Annotated in this window: 14 protein-coding genes; 5 read left to right on the top strand and 9 right to left on the bottom strand. The window is 48.0% G+C overall.

What is annotated here, in order from left to right:
- Positions 1-10: 10 nt before the first annotated feature.
- From nusA to scpB, 4 genes are all read right to left on the bottom strand, one after another.
- Positions 11-1,492, bottom strand: a complete 1,482-nt coding sequence (nusA, locus tag FD971_RS03415) for a transcription termination factor NusA (protein WP_215334709.1) — start codon at positions 1,490-1,492, stop codon at positions 11-13.
- The gene (gene rimP / locus FD971_RS03410) at positions 1,489-1,980 is read right to left on the bottom strand and encodes a ribosome maturation factor RimP (protein ID WP_215303141.1); all 492 of its coding nucleotides are present in this window, start codon (positions 1,978-1,980) and stop codon (positions 1,489-1,491) included. Before rimP ends, nusA begins: the two co-directional genes overlap by 4 nt.
- 173 nt (positions 1,981-2,153) lie before the next feature.
- On the bottom strand, positions 2,154-3,911 hold the full coding sequence (rluB, locus tag FD971_RS03405) for a 23S rRNA pseudouridine(2605) synthase RluB (RefSeq protein WP_215334708.1): 1,758 nt from the start codon (positions 3,909-3,911) through the stop codon (positions 2,154-2,156).
- Positions 3,912-3,917: 6 nt separating this feature from the next.
- Positions 3,918-4,643 carry an SMC-Scp complex subunit ScpB gene (gene scpB, locus FD971_RS03400; protein WP_215334707.1) on the bottom strand — a complete coding sequence of 242 codons (726 nt, stop codon included), beginning with the start codon at positions 4,641-4,643 and terminating at the stop codon, positions 3,918-3,920.
- 202 nt (positions 4,644-4,845) lie between these two features.
- On the opposite strand from scpB, the gene FD971_RS03395 reads away from it, so the two are divergent.
- On the top strand, positions 4,846-5,760 hold the full coding sequence (locus FD971_RS03395; RefSeq protein ID WP_215334706.1) for a patatin-like phospholipase family protein: 915 nt from the start codon (positions 4,846-4,848) through the stop codon (positions 5,758-5,760).
- Between the two features lie 57 nt (positions 5,761-5,817).
- Positions 5,818-6,777 carry a hypothetical protein gene (locus tag FD971_RS03390; RefSeq protein ID WP_251368669.1) on the top strand — a complete coding sequence of 320 codons (960 nt, stop codon included), beginning with the start codon at positions 5,818-5,820 and terminating at the stop codon, positions 6,775-6,777.
- Positions 6,778-6,787: 10 nt separating this feature from the next.
- On the opposite strand, the gene FD971_RS03385 is transcribed toward FD971_RS03390, so the two are convergent.
- The 5 genes from FD971_RS03385 to FD971_RS03365 form a co-directional block, all read right to left on the bottom strand.
- Positions 6,788-7,483: a C40 family peptidase gene (locus FD971_RS03385; RefSeq protein ID WP_215334705.1), complete on the bottom strand. Its 696-nt coding sequence runs from the start codon at positions 7,481-7,483 to the stop codon at positions 6,788-6,790.
- A gap of 125 nt (positions 7,484-7,608) precedes the next feature.
- Positions 7,609-9,267 (bottom strand): ABC transporter ATP-binding protein, encoded by a 1,659-nt coding sequence (locus FD971_RS03380; RefSeq protein WP_215334704.1) that lies wholly within the window; start codon positions 9,265-9,267, stop codon positions 7,609-7,611.
- Positions 9,264-10,289, bottom strand: coding sequence for an ABC transporter permease (locus tag FD971_RS03375; RefSeq protein WP_215334703.1), 1,026 nt, complete (start codon positions 10,287-10,289; stop codon positions 9,264-9,266). The genes FD971_RS03380 and FD971_RS03375 overlap by 4 nt, the downstream gene beginning before the upstream one ends.
- A complete protein-coding gene (locus tag FD971_RS03370) occupies positions 10,286-11,350 on the bottom strand; it encodes a microcin C ABC transporter permease YejB (RefSeq protein ID WP_215335143.1) in 1,065 nt (354 codons plus the stop codon). Before FD971_RS03370 ends, FD971_RS03375 begins: the two co-directional genes overlap by 4 nt.
- An 11-nt stretch (positions 11,351-11,361) precedes the next feature.
- Entirely contained in the window at positions 11,362-13,233 is a 1,872-nt protein-coding gene (locus FD971_RS03365; protein ID WP_215334702.1) for an extracellular solute-binding protein, read from the bottom strand.
- Positions 13,234-13,283: 50 nt separating this feature from the next.
- Between FD971_RS03365 and fabI the strand changes: the two genes are divergently transcribed.
- The 3 genes from fabI to FD971_RS03350 are packed head-to-tail and all read left to right on the top strand — an operon-like array spanning position 13,284 to position 16,307.
- Entirely contained in the window at positions 13,284-14,069 is a 786-nt protein-coding gene (gene fabI, locus FD971_RS03360; protein WP_215334701.1) for an enoyl-ACP reductase FabI, read from the top strand.
- A complete protein-coding gene (chrA, locus tag FD971_RS03355) occupies positions 14,066-15,391 on the top strand; it encodes a chromate efflux transporter (RefSeq protein ID WP_215334700.1) in 1,326 nt (441 codons plus the stop codon). Before fabI ends, chrA begins: the two co-directional genes overlap by 4 nt.
- 31 nt (positions 15,392-15,422) lie before the next feature.
- Positions 15,423-16,307, top strand: coding sequence for a MaoC family dehydratase N-terminal domain-containing protein (locus tag FD971_RS03350; RefSeq protein ID WP_215334699.1), 885 nt, complete (start codon positions 15,423-15,425; stop codon positions 16,305-16,307).

Here is a 16,307-nt window from a genome sequence, read left to right as displayed (position 1 = left end):
CTACTTCCTCTCATGAAGTAAACCAATGTTCGCGCGCTTTCATGATGAGCGTTTTCGCGGTTTCTTCGTCAATTTGTGTCGCCTCAACTAGCTCATCAACAGCCAGTTCAGCTAAGTCGTCACGTGTATGAACTTGATTGTCAGCAAGCTTGGCAATCAACTCAGTCGTCATTCCCTCAAGGGAACGTAAATCTTGTGAGACTTCGCCAACGCGCTCTTCTTTAGCTAATTCCATAGTCAAGAGGGAGTCACGTGCACGAGTACGCAATTCATTTACCGTGTCTTCGTCGAAAGAATCGATTTCTAACATTTCAGAAAGAGGTACATAAGCAACCTCTTCCAATGTATTGAAACCTTCTTCAATCAAAATGTCAGCAACTTCTTGGTCAACGTCCAATTTGTCCATAAACAATTGACGTACAGAAGCAGCTTCTTTTTCAGTTTTCTCAGCAGACTCTTCTGGAGTCATGATGTTGATCTGCCAACCAGTCAATTCACTAGCCAAACGAACGTTTTGTCCGCTACGGCCAATCGCGATTGCCAAATTTTCTTCATCAACTACGACATCCATAGCATGACGCTCTTCGTCAACCACGATAGAGGACACTTGAGCTGGAGCCAAAGCACCGATCACAAACTGCGCTGGATCTTCAGACCACAACACAATGTCCACTGCTTCGCCAGCCACTTCGTTACGCACTGCAGTAACGCGTGTGCCACGAACGCCAACGCAAGTGCCGATTGGGTCGATACGCTTGTCATAAGTAATCACGGCAATTTTTGCGCGGATACCCGGGTCACGAGCTGCACCCTTAATCTCTAATAAACCTTGCTCCATCTCTGGAACTTCGTTCTCGAACAATTTGATCAAGAAATCAGGGCAAGTACGTGAGAGTTCGATCTGCGGGCCACGGGCTTCACGATCTACTTTCAGAATGTAGGCGCGAACACGGTCACCAGAACGGAGGTTCTCTTTTGGAATCATTTGATCGCGACGCAACAATGCCTCTACACGGCCAGATTCAATAATCAAACCATTTTTGTCAGCACGCTTCACGGTACCGGTCATGACTTTTTCGCCACGCTCAAGGTAGTCGTTCAAAATCTGCTCACGCTCAGCATCACGAATACGCTGCAAGATCACTTGCTTAGCGGCTTGTGCACCGATACGGCCAAAGGCTAAAGATTCGATTTGCTCTTCGATGTATTCACCAACTTCCATATCGGGAAATTGCTCGAGCGCTTCAAAATGGAGGATTTCTTTATCCGGCTCTTGGAGACCTGCTTCATCAGGAACAACCAACCAGCGACGGAAGGTTTCGTATTCACCAGACTCGCGATCAATCGATACACGAATATCCACATCTTCCGTTGGATAACGTTTCTTAGTGGCTGATGCCAACGCCATTTCTAGCGCCTCAAACACAATCGCTTGATCTACGTTCTTTTCACGCGCTAAGGCGTCTGCCAACATGAGAACTTCTCGGCTCATGACTTTCTTCCTTTGAAATCAATAACAGGGACCAACCGAGTCTTATCGACCTCGGCTAAAGAAAACTCCAATTGAGATTCAGTGCCATCAGCACCTTCAAACAACAAACCAAATTTCGCATCAGGCGAATCCAACTCGCCACTCAGCAAACCTTGCAACACACCACGAAACTTCTTGCGATCGCCAACGGCAACACGCAACTTCAAATCCACTTCCATTCCAGAGAAACGTTCGTAATCAGCCGCTGACTTCACAGGGCGATCTAGACCAGGAGAAGAAATCTCTAGACGCTCAAAGGGAATGTTTTCGACTGGCAATGTGTAGCTCAGTTGATGACTCACCTTTTCGCAATCCTGGACGTTAATCAAACGCTCGTAATCCGGGTTTTCAATCGTGACGCGCAGCAAACCTCCGGCTTCACGCTCGATATCAACTAGCGTGTACCCTAGGTTTTCTACCTCTGCAGAAATAATCCGCTGATCCTTCACGAACACCCTTCAATCCAAAACGGCAAAAAAAAATGGGCTTCAAAGCCCATATTCTCGAAATTCAGAACAGGCCGACTTACGTTGATCGCAACATCAGTCGGTAACAACTTAAAACAGCAGCGAACTGCTGTAAGTCCAAAATTATAGCCGATTTAGAGGAAAACTCATCAAAATCAGAAGCTTTCGCCAGGATTTCGCGGTTTTCTAGGGCCTTTATTGAAAGGTTTGCGCCCTTTTGGAGCTCCCCGTTTAGGGCCATTACCGGGACTTTGAGGGCTTGCCGTTACAAAAGCTGACTGCCCATGATGGACTTTCTTACCTTTATTACGGTTTTGGCCTTGAGCACCCTGACCGCCGCCCTGACCACCTGCACCAGGACGACCACCCTGAGTACGACCCCGGAATGGACCGCGACCTTCGCCAGAAGCGCCGCCACCAGGTTTACCACCCCTGCTTTGATGGGTCAGAGCACCATGGCCACTAGCCTGGGTTAAGGCGTCCCTCGAACCCCAGTAAGAAACCGAGGTTTGCATTGGATCAGGCTGGAAATCTCCACCTGACGCAGGGTTGCGATCACGTCCGTGAGCCCCAGAAGCTGGGCCACGGCCTTTATCTTGTGGCTGCGGCATTTTTAAGCCGGCAAACTTCATTAAGTTGTAGATACCGCCAGCCTCAATCTCTTCCCATTTACCCCGTCTCAAACGTGGAGGCAACAAGAAAATACCGTAACGTGTACGAATCAATCGAGAAACTGTATGGCCAACCGCCTCAAACATCCGGCGAACCTCGCGGTTACGACCTTCAGTCAAGGCTACGTGGTACCAACGGTTTGCACCTTCCCCACCGCCCATAGAAAGACGCAAGAATTTAGCTTGGCCGTCATCTAAGGTAATGCCACTCTTTAATTGAGACATGTTTTCTTGGCTCAAATCGCCCAGAATACGGACAGCGTATTCGCGCTCCACACCGTACCGAGGATGCATCAAGCGATTGGCCAACTCGCCAGAAGTGGTGAATAACAAAAGACCTTCAGTATTAAAGTCCAAACGCCCTACGGCAATCCAGCGCCCCTGGCGTGGCTTTGGTAGGCGATCAAATACGGTAGGACGACCTTCAGGATCGGATTGACTCACGATCTCACCAGCTGGCTTGTGATACATGATCACGCGCGGCGGCTTAGTCTGAATCTTGCGATGCACTGGCTTACCGTTAATGCGAACCTGATCGGTAGGTCCAATGCGCTGACCAATATGGGCTGGCAATCCATTTACGGATACGCGTCCTTGAATAATCAAGTCTTCCATATCGCGACGTGAACCCATGCCGACATCAGCCAACACCTTGTGCAACTTCACAGTGTCTTCGTCGTCAGCGTCGTCGTCTAAACCATCTAAATCCGACCAAACTTCATCACGTAAGCTAAGTGGCAAATCATCGATGTTTGCAAATTGCAAACTACTCATCTCATCGTCGCTAGGCGTATCCGCGTCTTCGTCATGACGCACACGCTGTGCACGACGCTCAGCGCCGGTCTGATGAGAAATCTCATTTTCATTTAGACCATCAGGATTTTTAACTTCAAGAACTTCAGGCGCATCCAATGCGGCGTCGAACTCTCCAGAAACTACTGATGCAAATAAAGCCTCGCTCTCAGCGGGATTTGGTGCGAGCTTGGCAGATGCATGATTGCCACCTTCACGTGGCCCATTAGACTCTCCACCTTCACGACGAGGCCGGTCTTTGTTGAATGGGCGTTTCTTATTAAAGGGATGCTTACCAGCTCCAGCACCTTGACGGCGTGGGCGACGTGGACCGCCCTCGCGCCCCTCGCCCTTTGCACCCTCTGAATGGTTGGATGCAGACTCTGAACCAGAGGAGTTATCCGAAGTAGGCTTACTTGGAGATGAATCGTTTTCGTTATGACTTGTCATTAATAATTATTTTTGTTCGTCTGATTTGTCTTCAGACTCTGGAGTAATTTCTTCTTCTACTGCACTTGTCTCTTCGCTGATGAGTTCTTCGCTAGCCAATTCTTCAACTGTTGATTGAATAATGGGCTGACCATTTTCATCTAATTCGATTACGGTTTCTACAGTCGCACTAGGATCAAACTCCATAACTGCCTGACCTAAGTGTTCTGCTGCAGCCATGGGCGCAGCATCTTCTAACATTGGCAAGCTTTGTAAATTGGTAAGGCTTAAATCATCCAAGAATTGTTTGGTAGTGGCATATAAACCAGGGCGACCAACAGTCTCTTTGTGGCCAATGACCTCAACCCAACCGCGATCCTCTAACTGCTTCATCACATTGCTACTGACCGCTACACCACGAATCTCCTCGATCTCTCCGCGGGTCACTGGTTGGCGGTAAGCAATAATCGCCAAGGTCTCCATTACGGCACGAGAATATTTCGGTGGTTTTTCTGGAGTCAAGCGGTCGAGGTATTCACGCATTGCTAAGCGGCTTTGGAAACGCCAGCCAGTTGCAATGTGGACCAACTCCATACCTTTATCTTCCCAGGCTTTTTGAAGTTCTAAAAGAGCATCATCTATTTCGCCAGGAGCAATGTCTTCAGCAAATAAGCGCGTCAGATCAGCAACGGTGAGTGGTTCTTGCGCGCACAAGAGGGCTGTTTCAATTACGCGTTTATTGTGATCATCCATAAAATTCGGGCTATCAGGTAAGGACCTGATGAGGCTATAAAAATGTATTTCCGTAATGGGTTGGTGGTGTTCTGGTGGCGCTATTTAGCTACTACGGGCAATTCATCTCCGAAAATCCTCCTGGGAGAGCCACCCGCGCTGAAACGAAGTCTTTTTCGCTCACCGTTTGATCATTATAAGGGAGGCTCAATACAATAGCCACATGCAAGAAAATACAGCCTTAGTCCCCGCTATATCCTCTGAAACCGATACAAGACGCCGTTTTCTGGGCTTAGGTCTTGGTTTGGGAGCCCTGATTGGGGGTTCAAGCCTTACCGGTTGCAGCTTAATGAGCAGTCGTAAACCAGTTATTGGCTTGGCTTTGGGGGCGGGAGCAGCCCGAGGTTTTGCCCACATAGGCGTCATTAAGTCATTAGAGGCGCAAGGAATTAGGCCTGATATCGTGGTTGGCAGCAGCGCTGGCAGCGTTATTGCCGCATTACTTGCTTCAGGCGCTACTGGCAACGACCTCAATAGGCTTGCATTAAATCTAGATGAGGCAACCATTGCCGACTGGGGGCTCCCTTTTGCCGGAAGATTTGGCGGCCTCATTAAAGGGGATGCCCTGCAGAACATGGTGAACCGTGAGGTACAAAATAAATCGATCGAGCAAATGCGCATTCCATTAGGAATTGTGGCGACGGAGCTGCAATCGGGCAAAGGCATTTTGTTTCGCTCTGGTAATACAGGTTTAGCAGTGCGGGCCTCGTGCAGCGTTCCAGGCGTATTTCAGCCAGCAGTCATTAGCGGCAAGGAATATGTTGATGGCGGCTTAGTTGCGCCTGTCCCTGTTAGTTATGCCCGGCAGATGGGCGCAACCATTGTGATTGCTGTCAACATTTCTTCGGAACCAGTGCATCAAGATGCCAGCGGAACTTTTGGTGTCATGCAGCAAACGATTTCGATCATGCAGCGAAGCATTAATCAATACGAGCTCAAGAGCGCCGATATCGTAATCACCCCACACCTTAAGCAAATGAGTAGCGGTGATTTCAAATCTAGAAATGCAGCAATTCTCGCCGGTGAAGTGGCAGCCCAAGAACAAATGACAGCTTTGAAAGAAAAGCTCCGAGGCTAGCCCTAGAGCTAACTTCCCAAGAGAAGGCGATTGATTTAGGATTCGGTGCAATTGTTTATGAAATCCATCCCTGCCCTACTCAAGTTATTGATTGCAATGTCAATCACGGTGCCTGTGCATTACGCTCATGCACAGGCAGGCGGCCAATTTACAGTCGCAGCCAACAATTACCTCAAAAAACGCACCGATGCGTTCATGACAATCACGGGTTACTCACTCACCCCAGACGTCACAACCGGATCACTATCGATCACTGACAAAGGCGGAGAAAATCAAAATTTGCAAATGATTTCTCTTGGGGGTGGTGACCGCATTAGCGCCAACTTTCCACTCTATCTTGAAGGCACAATTGCCTTCAATCGCTACAACCCAACGTTTACTGATGGCATAGGTAACTCAAGTATTACGGTACCCGTCAATTGGAATGGCATCACTGGCACAGGCGGCATTGGTTGGGACTTCCCGCTAACGGATAACTTACGCATTCGTCCAATTGCCAACATCATGCTCGGGCATGTAGAGAGCGACCTCTCTATTGCGGGTCGCATCATTGAAAATAAAACAGGGGTAGACCTGCAGTTCTTGAATGGTGGCCGTATGAATGCTTATGGTACTGGTGGCTCATTAATGCTGGACTATGAGGATTACAAACCTGAGCGTGAATACGATGCTGAATTGCGCTACACCAATATCGCCATCAACACCTTTGACAGCTCTACTGCGGTTCAAGGATCTGCAGATTCACAGAGCTTGGGTTTGTGGGCTCGCGCCAGATACCCCACTCGACTAACAGCGCTAGAAAGACCTGTGCGGGCAGTTTTTGAATTGGCTCACACAGAGTTTCTAGGGCAACTCCGTGGCGCCCTTGGATTTGACTCGCTCTCCTCTGTGGGCACAGGATTTGAAATAGACAGAAGTGCTTCTGACCCTATGTTTAGCAGGGTACGATTAGTATTCCGGTATCAATTTGGACAGAACGTCCGAGGTACCTCTATTGGCTTAGCCGCTAGCTTCTAAAGCAAGGAGATTAGAGGCTACGAGATTTGCGTTTAAGTTTGTTTACTTCGTTTAGCAATTCTTGACGCTCAGCATCACCCAGGTTGTCACTGCCATCTAGACGGCGAGCGCCATCAAAACGTTTATCCCAGTAGAGACTACCAAGATCATCTACACGCACACTGGTTCCCTTAGATGGGGAATGAATAAATTTATTGTCGCCTACATAAATGCCGACATGAGAGAAAGTTAAACGCATGGTGTTGAAGAACACTAAATCACCCGGTTGCAATTCTTCGCGCGTAATCGGCTTGCCAACACGACTCATTTGAGTAGATTTACGTGGCAATAAAAAACCTAATTTATCTTTAAAAACGTAGCCAACAAAACTACTGCCATCTAAACCGGATTGCGGCAACTCAGCATCCCAGCGATAACGCACACCAATCACTTCCATGGCGCGGTTAATTAATTCATCAGACTTACCAGTGACGGAATCTGCCAAGCGATCAGAAACGCGAGCAAAGTAAGACTTACCTGCCTGAAACATGGTTTCTTTAGGAGTCTCTTTCGGAGTCTCTTTAGCCACTTCACTTGCGGATTCTTTTGCGGCATCAGTCGCCGTATCCGCCGCCAATACTGGATGCATCGCAAGTGCGCATGCAATCAACAAAGCGATTGCCATTGGATTGGCAAACTTTGACGTGAGGTCTTTTTGAAGTGACATCTTTTGATTCTAGCAAAGAAGATCTATTTCACCAAGGGCTAAGCCATTGTTTTCAATGCAAAATTTGGTATTACAGGGCAGAAATGCACCAATCTAAGGCCTTGTGTGGCCTATTTAGGCGGGACTTAAGTCAGCTCTGCAGCCGCAAAAAGCTCTTTTGTATAGATCTGACGTGGATGTTTAATGAGAGTCTCGGTATCGCCAAATTCCACCACTCTGCCCGCTTTAAGCACCATAACCTCATGAGACATCGCCCGAATGACAGCCAAATCATGGCTAATCATCAAGTAGGCTAAGTTGTATTTTTTCTGTAGCTCAGTCAGCAAGGCAAGCACTTGTTTTTGGATTGAGACATCCAAGGCTGAAGTTGGCTCATCTAGCACCAATATCTGCGGCTTCAGAATCAAAGCACGCGCAATCGCGATACGCTGCCGCTGCCCACCAGAAAACTCATGGGGGTAACGAGTCAGAGCGGAGCGATCAATGCCGACCTCTCTCAAAATATCCAAGACGCGGGACTCACGCTCCGCTGCAGATAAATTGGGGAAATGCACATCCAATCCCTCTGAAACAATTTGCATCACATTCATGCGCGGAGAGAGCGAACCGAATGGATCTTGAAAAATTACCTGCAAACTAGATCTCATGGCTCGGCGTTCTACTGGCTTTAACTTTTGCCACTCATGACCAAGCACATCTACATCGCCCGTAATTTCTGCGGCAGAGTCGCCTAATAAACCTAAGACTGCCATGCCTAGAGTGGTCTTACCGGAACCTGACTCACCAATGACGCCAATGGTCTGCCCCTGCTTGAGTTCAAAACTCACCTTACGCAAAACTTGATGGCGCGGAGATTTTTTAAACCAAGAAGTAGACTCGGTGCCTGGATACGATACGGATAAGCTCACCGTATTGAGCAAGACTGGTGCCAATGGCATTACTGGCGCTAGATCGCGAACAGGCTCGCTATTCACCAAAGCTTTTGTATAGGCATTGTCTGGATGCTCAAACACTTGTTTTGTAGGTCCCACCTCCATGAGATTGCCTTGATTTAAAACAGCAACCCTCTGTGCAAAGTGTTTGACTAAATTGAGATCATGAGTGATCAACAGAATCGCCATCCCGCCATGATCCTTGGACTCTTCCTGCAACTCTTTAAGCAAATCCAGAATTTGCAAACGCAGACTAACGTCTAAAGCAGTGGTTGGCTCGTCTGCAATTAGCAATCTGGGTTTGCACGCCAATGCCATTGCGATCATGGCGCGCTGACGTTGGCCACCAGATAGCTGATGAGGATAGGAATGGAAGCGCTTCTCTGGCTCTGGAATACCAGTCTTCTTGAGCAAATCAATTGCAGCAGACATGCAATCCGCTTTAGAGATCAAGGGCTGATAGATCTGCACCGCCTCAACAATTTGATTGCCGATAGTAAACAATGGATTGAGTGCAGTCATGGGCTCCTGAAACACCATGGCAATCTCACGACCCCGAATCTCACGAATCGCTTGTATTGGTAGGTCCAGTAAATTGACTGGTGGATTGCCAGCATCTGCACTCTTGCCGCTCCACATAATACGACCGGATGTTTTTGCACCTTCAGGCTCAAGACGCAATGGTGCTAAAGCAGTCAAGGTCTTGCCTGAACCGGACTCACCAACTAAGGCAACTCGTTCACCCACCCCAATCTCGAGATCAAGGTGACTAACAGCAAACCTCTCACGGCGACCTGAACCAAACGAGATTGAAAAATCTTCGTAGCGCAGTAGCGGGCTTGCTGAACTCATGAGCGACCTCCACTCATGGCGCCTGACTTACGAGAGTCAAATGCATCACGCAAGGCCTCACCCATAAAGGTGAGCAAGAGCAAAGTGGCCACTAAAACCACAAAGGTCGATAGCGAGATCCACCACGCATCTAAATTACTTTTACCTTGGGAGAGCAACTCACCCAGACTTGGCGTTCCCGGAGGAACACCCAAGCCCAAGAAATCCAAACTCGTGAGCGACAAAATCGCTGCACTCATTCTGAAGGGGAGAAAGGTAATCACTGGCGTCAAGCTATTCGGCAAAATATGACGGCGCATGATTTGCAAATTCGTTAAGCCCAATGCCCTGGCAGCACGCACATACTCTAAGGCACGGTTGCGAAAAAACTCGGCGCGCACATAGTCAGATAAACCCATCCAACCAAACGCAGCCAACAAAAAAATCAGCAGCCAAATGCTCGGGTTAAAGATGGAGGCAAAGATGATGAGTAGATATAACTCTGGCATTGCTGACCAAATCTCAATTAAACGCTGAGATACCAAATCAAACTTACCGCCAAAGAAACCCATTAAAGAGCCAGTAATAATCCCTACGCTCACACCAACAATGGTGAGTGCCAAGCCAAACAAAATCGACAGTCGGAATCCATAAATCAAACGCGATAAGACATCGCGCCCACGATCATCAGTTCCCAGCCAGTTATCAAAAGATGGTGGCGCAGGATTGGGAACTTTTGAAAAGTAGTTCAGTGTTTCATAGCTATAGGGAATCAGCGGATAAATGGCCCAATTGCCATTACTCGTAATATTGTGGCGAATATCAGGATCTAAAAAATCAGTTGGCGTCGCAAAGTCACCTCCGAACACGCGCTCAGGTTGGGATTTCACAATCGGGAAATAGAATTTACCTTCGTAGCGCACTACCAATGGCTTGTCATTAGCGATCAGTTCAGCGCACATCGATAGACCAAACAAGATCATGAAGATCCAGAGGCTGGCATAACCCATCCGACTATTTTTAAAGCGATGCCAGCGACTCATGAACCGCCTCCTGCGCCAAACTGAATGCGCGGATCAATATAGACATAGCAAAGATCAGAAATCAATTTGGTAAACAAGCCAATTAAGGTGAAGAGGTACAGCGTTCCGAAAACTACTGGGTAGTCACGGCGCATCACCGACTCATAAGAGAGCAAACCAAGTCCATCTAATGAGAATAGAGTTTCGATCAGTAGCGACCCAGTGAAAAAAGCGCCAATGAATGCCGCTGGAAAACCGGTTACTAATGGCAAGAGTGCATTGCGGAACACATGCTTCCAGAGCACTTGTTTCTCAGTAAGACCTTTAGCTCTCGCAGTCAAAACATACTGTTTACGAATCTCTTCTAAAAAAGAATTCTTCGTGAGCATCGTGATCACAGCAAAACTTCCCAAGACCGAAGCGGTAATCGGTAAAACCAAATGCCACATGTAATCCATCACCTTGCCCATCATGCTCAGCTCGCTCCAGTTATCTGAAGTCAGCCCTCGTAGAGGAAAGATTTGCAAGAAACTACCACCTCCAAAGATGACCAGCAAGAGAACGCCCAATACAAATCCGGGGATGGCATAACCCACCAGAATCATCGTACTGGTGATCGCATCAAACCGGGAGCCATCCCTTACCGCCTTAGCTATACCTAAGGGTATTGATACTAGGTACGTGAGAAAAAAGGTCCACAGACCAATGCTAATAGATACAGGTAGCTTAGAAACCACCAATTGCCAAACACTTTGATGCTGGTAGTAACTTTCACCCAAATCGAACTGCGCAAAACGCTTCAGCATCATGAAGTAGCGCTCTACTGGTGGCTTATCAAAACCATATAAAGCCTTGACCTCAGCTAAGCGTTCAGCATCCACGCCTTGACGCCCACGATAGTTACTTCCGCCGCCAGAGGACTCTGCCCCGCTCACTGCAGCATCACCCTTACCTTTGAGCTCGAGCATTAACTGCTCAACTGGGCCGCCCGGTACGAACTGCACCACTGCAAATGTCAGAGTCAATACACCTAATAAAGTCGGAATCATCAACAACATACGCTTGAAGATATAAGACCACATTTGCCCTTGCATTAGCGCGCCCCCTCTTTCCACCAATTGAGCAGAATCCAAGATTCGGCTGTGTAATACAGAGGAGGTTCTGGATAGCGCATTTCTTTACGATACGCGATTCGGTGGGTTGGGTTGTACCACTGCGGAATCACGTAATAACTATTCCATAGAACGCGGTCTAAAGCTCTGGTGGCTGCACGTAACTCTTCACGCGTCTGCGCTTTGACAACTGCATCTACCAAAGCATCAACAACCGGAGATTGAACTCCAATCACATTGTCTGAACCTTTTTCTTTTGCAGCCTGACTACCAAAGCGATCCCACAATTCATTACCGGGACTTTGTGAGTCTGGGAAACGAATGGTCGTCATATCAAAATCGTATTCATCCATACGCTTTTGATGCAAAGCAAAGTCACTCGTTCGAATATCCACCTGAATACCCAGCTTCTCTAAATTACGCACGTAGGAAGAGATCACTCGTAAGAAAAAGGGGCCATCCTCAACCATCTCAAAACGGAAAGGCTCACCTTTCATATTTCGTAAAGCACCATCCCGGTACTGCCAGCCAGCCTGAGCCAACAAATCACGCGCCTTGCGCAGATTCTGACGCAAGCTATCTGGGGGAACGGTTGAAGGCGCAGCGGGCATGGGCTCAAAGACTGCATCAGGCACCCACTTAGGGTATTGCGCTTTTAGAGGCTTGAGCAATTTCAATTCCGCCTCAGTAGGTTTGCGCGGGCCATCGAAATTCGCACTGAGATCGCTGTTTGTAAAGAAGCTATTAATACGACTGTATTGCTCAAAAAACAGTTGGCGATTTAACCACTCAAAGTCGAGCGCATAACCCAAAGCTTGTCTTACTCGTGCATCTTGAAAAATCGGTTTGCGCACATTCATGGCAAAACCCTGCATTCCTGCGCCGTTGTGATTCAGAAAAGCTTTCTTTTCTAGGGTGCCATCATTGAATCTCGGGCCCACATAACTCTTCGCCCAATTCTTAGCGCGGTACTCTACTAATGCGTCGAACTCGCCAGCCTTAAAGGCTTCTAGGCGAACAGCATCATCGCTATAGAGCTTGTAGTTCACGCGATCAAAGTTATAAAAACCAACGCGAACATTGAGTGTCTTGCCGCCTTGATCAGCCCAGTAATTTGGGTTGCGCTTGAAGATCATCGTCTTACCTGCTTTGTAAGATTCAATCACATAAGGACCGCTTGCAATTGGCAACTCAAAGGTCAACTTATCAAATGGTGTAATCGTGCCGTCGGGCTTTTTACCCCAGTTGCGCGAGAACACCGGTAAAGTGCCGACCATCACCGGCAATTCAGGATTGCGATTCTTAAAATCAAAACGGATGACGCGATCAGAAACTACTACTGCCTGCTTCACATCGGCATACACCGTTTTAAATTGGGGATTAGCAAGCGAGCTCATCAAGGTATCAAAGCTGTGTTTAACATCGCCAGCCAAAATTGCACTACCATCCGAAAATTTGGCCTCTGGACGAATCCAAAACACCACCGACATCTTGTCCGCTGCCACTGCAATATCTTCCGCAATGAGGCCATAGGCACTCGAGACCTCATCCGCACTACCTACCGCTAGAGATTCAAACATCAACTGCGCTACACCTGGGGCAGTCACGCCTCGCAAGGTAAATGGATTGAACTTATCAAAGCTGGTCCGGCGATCGGGGTTGGGTAAAGTGAGCGTGCCCCCTCTAGGCGCATTGGGGTTCACATAGTCAAAATGGCTAAATCCATCGGCGTACTTGGGTTTACCGTACTGAGCGATCCCCTGAGAACCATGGGCTAAATTGGCTCCCACCCCAGCCAGAATGGCTAAGAACAGCAAATTGGAGATTTGGCGGATGGCGGGGAGCATGGGCATATATGCAACAATTGTAGATAGCAAATCACATTTGAAGCAAAGGACACAATATGGGCTTTCTCGCTGGCAAAAAAATTCTGATAACCGGCCTTCTTTCTAACCGCTCAATTGCCTATGGCATTGCTAAGGCATGTCACCGCGAAGGGGCTGAATTGGCTTTTACCTACGTTGGTGAGCGCTTTAAAGACCGCATCGTTGATTTCGCTAAAGAATTCAATACCGACCTCATATTTGACTGCGATGTTGGTAGTGATGAGCAGATTTCTGCCCTCTTTAAGGACTTGGCGAAGACTTGGCCCCAGTTTGATGGCTTTGTTCATGCGATCGGCTTTGCACCACGCGAAGCAATTGCCGGTGATTTTTTAGAAGGCCTCTCTCGCGAAGGTTTCAAAATCGCCCATGACATCTCCGCATATAGCTTTCCTGCGATGGCAAAAGAGGCTTTACCCATGTTGCGTGACAAATCCTCTTTGTTGACGCTCACCTACCTCGGTAGCTTGCGCAATGTTCCTAACTACAACACTATGGGTTTAGCTAAGGCCTCACTCGAAGCCTCAGTCCGCTATATCGCTGGCTCAGTGGGACCTAAGGGCATTCGTGCTAACGGTATCTCTGCTGGCCCAATTAAAACTTTAGCCGCTGCCGGAATCAAAGGCTTTGGCAAGATCTTGGAAGCAGTTGAGCAAACCGCACCAATGCGTCGCAATGTCACGATTGATGATGTTGGCAACACTGCCGCCTTTTTGCTATCTGATTTGGCAAATGGTATTACTGCTGAAATCATTTATGTTGATAACGGCTTTAGCCAAGTTGTTGGCGGAATGGAAGAAGTTTGAGTGTTCCGCTGCGCGAGGCCCTGAAGTTTTGGGCCAAGCTTGGATTTATTAGCTTTGGTGGACCCGCAGGACAAATTGCGGTCCTTCACCAAGAGCTTGTTGAGAAGCGTCGCTGGATTTCTGAGCGGCGCTTTTTACATGCACTGAACTATTGCATGCTCTTACCTGGGCCTGAAGCCCAACAGTTGGTGACCTATATTGGCTGGCTCATGCATCGCACCTGGGGCGGCATCTTAGCCGGCACCCTCTTTGTCCTTCCCTCACTTTTTATTTTGATTGGCCTTTCTTGGATCTATCTCACCTTTGGCCAAGTGCCCTGGATTGCTGCGATCTTCTTTGGCATTAAACCTGCCGTCACTGCCATCATCCTCCATGCAGCAGTGCGGATTGGTAAGCGCACAATTCACAATCAAGCTTTGCGTTGGCTTGCACTGGCATCCTTTTTAGCGATCTTTGTATTTAACTTAGCCTTCCCCATCATTGTGATCCTGGCTACATTGATTGGTATTTGGGGTGGCAAACGCTATCCTGAATATTTTCAGCAAACTGCTACTCACAATCAAACAAGTGAGACTCATGTCCCCGCAATCATTGATGATCACACTCCAACTCCAGACCACGCCAAGTTTTCCAAAAAGCGATTGGCCTTACATGGTTCGGTAGTAACAGCCCTCTGGCTCATTCCGTTTCTAGCTCTAGTTCTAATTTTTGGCTGGAAAACGCTTTATCCACAACTTGCCTGGTTCTTTACCAAAGCCGCCTTCCTCACCTTTGGAGGCGCTTATGCAGTACTGCCTTACGTCTATCAGGGTGCAGTCGATCAATTCCACTGGCTCAGTGCTGGTCAAATGATGGATGGTTTAGCACTTGGAGAAACTACGCCTGGACCACTCATCATGGTGGTAGCTTTCGTTGGCTATCTAGCTGGCCATATCCAACATCTGATTGGTCATAGCAATCCATTTTGGTTTGGTGTGCTTGGAGCCTGCGTTGCCACCTGGTTTACTTTCTTACCTTCATTTTTCTTAGTACTAGTCGGTGGCCCACTGATTGAGTCCACACATGGCAAGTTGAGTTTTACTGCACCACTCACCGCAATCTCTGCAGCAGTCGTTGGCGTTATCGCTAACCTCGGTCTGTTCTTTGCGTACCACGTCTTTTTTCCTCATGGTCTAGGTGGCTCAATCTCTTGGATCTCGATTGCCATCACCGCTCTTGCAGGCTTAGCGCTCTTTAAGTTTCAAAAAGGGGTGATTAGTGTATTGACTGGTTCAGCACTGGCCGGCTTACTGAGTTATTTACTGGCGAGTTTATTGATCTAGCTCCACCGCATTTGAGGCTGAAATTGGCATAATGGGACTTATGCGAATCGAACCTCAAACTATCACCCATCTCCAAGAATGGCTCGGAAAAACCGAGACCCTTCAAGACATCGTCACAGCAGCACCTGTCAGAGCGCTGTCAGCAACACTCGATCGACCAGATCCCGCGCCAAATGATGGCAGCTTTCTTCCGGAGCTTTGGCATTGGCTTTATTTCTTACCATGCGCGCTTCAATCTGAAATCGGTCCCGATGGTCACCCAAAGCGTGGCGGATTTTTACCACCCGTTCCACTACCGCGTCGCATGTGGGCCGGTAGCCGAGTTCAATGGTTAGCACCTCTTTCTGTAGGCGATGAAATTGAACGGGTCTCCAAAATTGAATCGGTTACGCATAAGGCAGGCCGTACTGGCGATCTCATTTTTGTCTTAGTTAAACATACGATCTCCAATCAAAATGGTTTAGCTTTAATTGAAGAGCATGACATTGTGTATCGCGATGCTCCAGGGCCCGATGACAAGCCAGTTGCACCAACACCAGCTCCTACTGGAGCAACCTGGTCCAAAACAATTAATCCAGATGATGTTTTATTGTTTCGCTACTCAGCCCTGACATTTAACGGCCATCGAATTCACTACGACCGTAAATACGTTACAGAAGTTGAAGGTTATCCAGGCTTAATTGTTCATGGCCCATTAATCGCAACACTCTTGGTTGATCTTGTTCGCCAAAGTATTCCAGGGTGCAAGTTAAAAAGCTTTGAGTTCCGCGCCATTCGCCCTACTTTTGATATCAATCTGTTTAAGGTGAGTGCCAAGCCAGATCTAGAGAAAGATCCTTCAGGAAAAACGATCTCTATTTGGGCTGAAGATCATGAAGGCTGGCTTACCATGCAAGCTACTGCAGTTCTAGCCTAG

This window comes from Polynucleobacter sp. AP-Ainpum-60-G11 (assembly GCF_018688375.1).
Classification (GTDB): Bacteria; Pseudomonadota; Gammaproteobacteria; order Burkholderiales; family Burkholderiaceae; genus Polynucleobacter.
Note: the sequence above shows the minus strand (reverse complement) of the source record. Positions and strands in the feature narration are given on the sequence as shown.

Coding starts and splice junctions, on each gene's coding strand:
- nusA (WP_215334709.1), bottom strand. CDS start 1,492: ATGAGCCGAGAAGTTCTCATGTTGGCAGACGCCTTAGCGCGTGAAAAG.
- rluB (WP_215334708.1), bottom strand. CDS start 3,911: ATGACAAGTCATAACGAAAACGATTCATCTCCAAGTAAGCCTACTTCG.
- scpB (WP_215334707.1), bottom strand. CDS start 4,643: ATGGATGATCACAATAAACGCGTAATTGAAACAGCCCTCTTGTGCGCG.
- FD971_RS03395 (WP_215334706.1), top strand. CDS start 4,846: ATGCAAGAAAATACAGCCTTAGTCCCCGCTATATCCTCTGAAACCGAT.
- FD971_RS03390 (WP_251368669.1), top strand. CDS start 5,818: ATGAAATCCATCCCTGCCCTACTCAAGTTATTGATTGCAATGTCAATC.
- FD971_RS03385 (WP_215334705.1), bottom strand. CDS start 7,483: ATGTCACTTCAAAAAGACCTCACGTCAAAGTTTGCCAATCCAATGGCA.
- FD971_RS03380 (WP_215334704.1), bottom strand. CDS start 9,267: ATGAGTTCAGCAAGCCCGCTACTGCGCTACGAAGATTTTTCAATCTCG.
- FD971_RS03375 (WP_215334703.1), bottom strand. CDS start 10,289: ATGAGTCGCTGGCATCGCTTTAAAAATAGTCGGATGGGTTATGCCAGC.
- FD971_RS03370 (WP_215335143.1), bottom strand. CDS start 11,350: ATGTGGTCTTATATCTTCAAGCGTATGTTGTTGATGATTCCGACTTTA.
- FD971_RS03365 (WP_215334702.1), bottom strand. CDS start 13,233: ATGCCCATGCTCCCCGCCATCCGCCAAATCTCCAATTTGCTGTTCTTA.
- fabI (WP_215334701.1), top strand. CDS start 13,284: ATGGGCTTTCTCGCTGGCAAAAAAATTCTGATAACCGGCCTTCTTTCT.
- FD971_RS03350 (WP_215334699.1), top strand. CDS start 15,423: ATGGGACTTATGCGAATCGAACCTCAAACTATCACCCATCTCCAAGAA.